Here is a 1,719-nt window from a genome sequence, read left to right as displayed (position 1 = left end):
ATCGGCTGTTTGAGCCCGACGGTCCGGGTCTTCTCCCACAGATATCCGAAGCCCTTGCCGTCCACCTTCAGCGAGACCCACTTCTGGGCCTGCCCGTGGCCGGAGGTCCCGGCGCCCGGCGGGTGGCTCACGGGCGGGCGGGACGCCGAGGGCACCGACTGCGGCGGCACCGAGCCCGGGGCATGGGAGACGGGCGGGCGCGTGCCGGGCGGGAACGAGGAGGGCACGGTCAGCGGGTACGACCCCTGCGGGTAGGACCCGGCGGACACCGGGGGCCCGGGGGGCACCGAAGGGCTGGGAGGGCCCGGGGGATAGGACGGGGAGACCGGCCCCGCCGGGTCGCCCGCGCCGCCGCTGATCGCGTCGCGCAGGGCCGACACGAACGCCTGGCCGGTCGGGAACCGGTCGTCCGGCGCCTTGGCCAGCGCCCGCAGCAGGACCGCGTTCACCGCGTGCGGCAGGTCCGGCCGGTACGGCGTGAGCGGCGGCGGGTCGTGGGAGACGTGGGCGTAGAGCAGCGCCAGTTCGGTGTCCCGCTGGAACGGCGGCTGTCCGGCGAGCGCCTCGTACACGACGCAGGCGAAGGCGTACAGGTCGCTGCGGCCGTCGACCGGCAGGCCCCGGATCTGCTCGGGGGCGACGTAGCGCGGGGTGCCCATGAAGTGGCCGTGGCTGGTCAGCCCGGCCTCGGCCGCGGAGCTCTTGGTCAGCCCGAAGTCGGTCAGGTAGACGTGTTCGGACTGGGTGACCAGGATGTTGGCCGGCTTCACGTCGCGGTGCACCAGGCCGTGGGCGTGCGCGGAGTCCAGGGCGGAGGCGATCTGCGCGAACAGCGGGTTGGCCCGCCCGACGGGCAGCGGGCCCTCCGACTGCACGAGCTTGCGCATGTCGCTGCCCTCGACGTAGCGCATGGCGATGAACAACAGCTCGTCGCGCTCGCCGGCCTCGTACACCGGGATGATGTTGGGGTGGTCGATGCTCGCCACCATCCGCGACTCGCGTACGAACCGGTCGCGGAAGCGGTCGTCGTGCGCGAGCTGCGGCGCGAGCACCTTCAGCGCCACGGCCCGGCCGAGCCGCTGGTCGCGCGCCCGGTAGACCGTCGCCATGCCGCCCCGTCCGACGACCGCCTCGATGGTGTAGTCGCCGAGCCGCCGCCCGACGAGCGGCGGCATCACCGGCCCCTCTGTCATGCGGCCTCCCCCTTGAATGCCGTATTGGTTATGAGCACATCGCTCACGAATCGACTGGATTCCCGCAGAAGCCGCAGAAACGGTGTCCCTGGCCCAGCCGCATGCCGCACTGCGTGCAGAACTTCAGCTGTGCCTGTCCCCGCGGAGGCGACGACGGGTTCGGCGGGTACGACTGCCCGCGCGGCGGTGCGGGATCGCCCGGATGCGCGTGCCCGTGCGGCGGAGACAGGTCCGCGGGGTACGACTGCCCGCCTGGCGGCGACGGGTCCGCCGGCCCGGGACCGGCAGGCCCGGGCCCCGGCGGCACCGGAGCCGGCCGCATGACCTCCGGAGACCGGGCGGCCTCCGCCCCGAAGACCCGCGTGACGGCGTACGGCGGCCAGGAGGTCTCCCCGGAGTGGGCCGCCCCGGCCTCGGCCGCGCCCGGATCCGTCTGGACGCCGCCGAGGTAGGCGTCGCCGGCCGGGCCGTCGCCGTCCTGAGGGGCCGCCGCGCTCCTGCGGCGCAGCAGCACGACGCCGCCGGC

Annotated in this window: 1 protein-coding gene and 1 pseudogene; both read right to left on the bottom strand. The window is 74.7% G+C overall.

Features of this window, described 5'->3' with window-relative positions:
* Window positions 1-1,193, bottom strand: a 1,193-nt coding sequence (locus AB0J39_RS39450; protein ID WP_363474316.1) for a protein kinase, incomplete at its 3' end; no start/stop codon positions are given.
* Window positions 1,194-1,236: 43 nt separating this feature from the next.
* Window positions 1,237-1,719 (bottom strand): annotated as a pseudogene (locus AB0J39_RS39445) (hypothetical protein); the annotation flags it as partial.

It is taken from the genome of Microbispora sp. NPDC049633, from assembly GCF_040675265.1.
GTDB classification, from domain to species: domain Bacteria; phylum Actinomycetota; class Actinomycetes; order Streptosporangiales; family Streptosporangiaceae; genus Microbispora; species Microbispora maris.
This window is presented reverse-complemented; position numbering and strand designations above follow the sequence as displayed.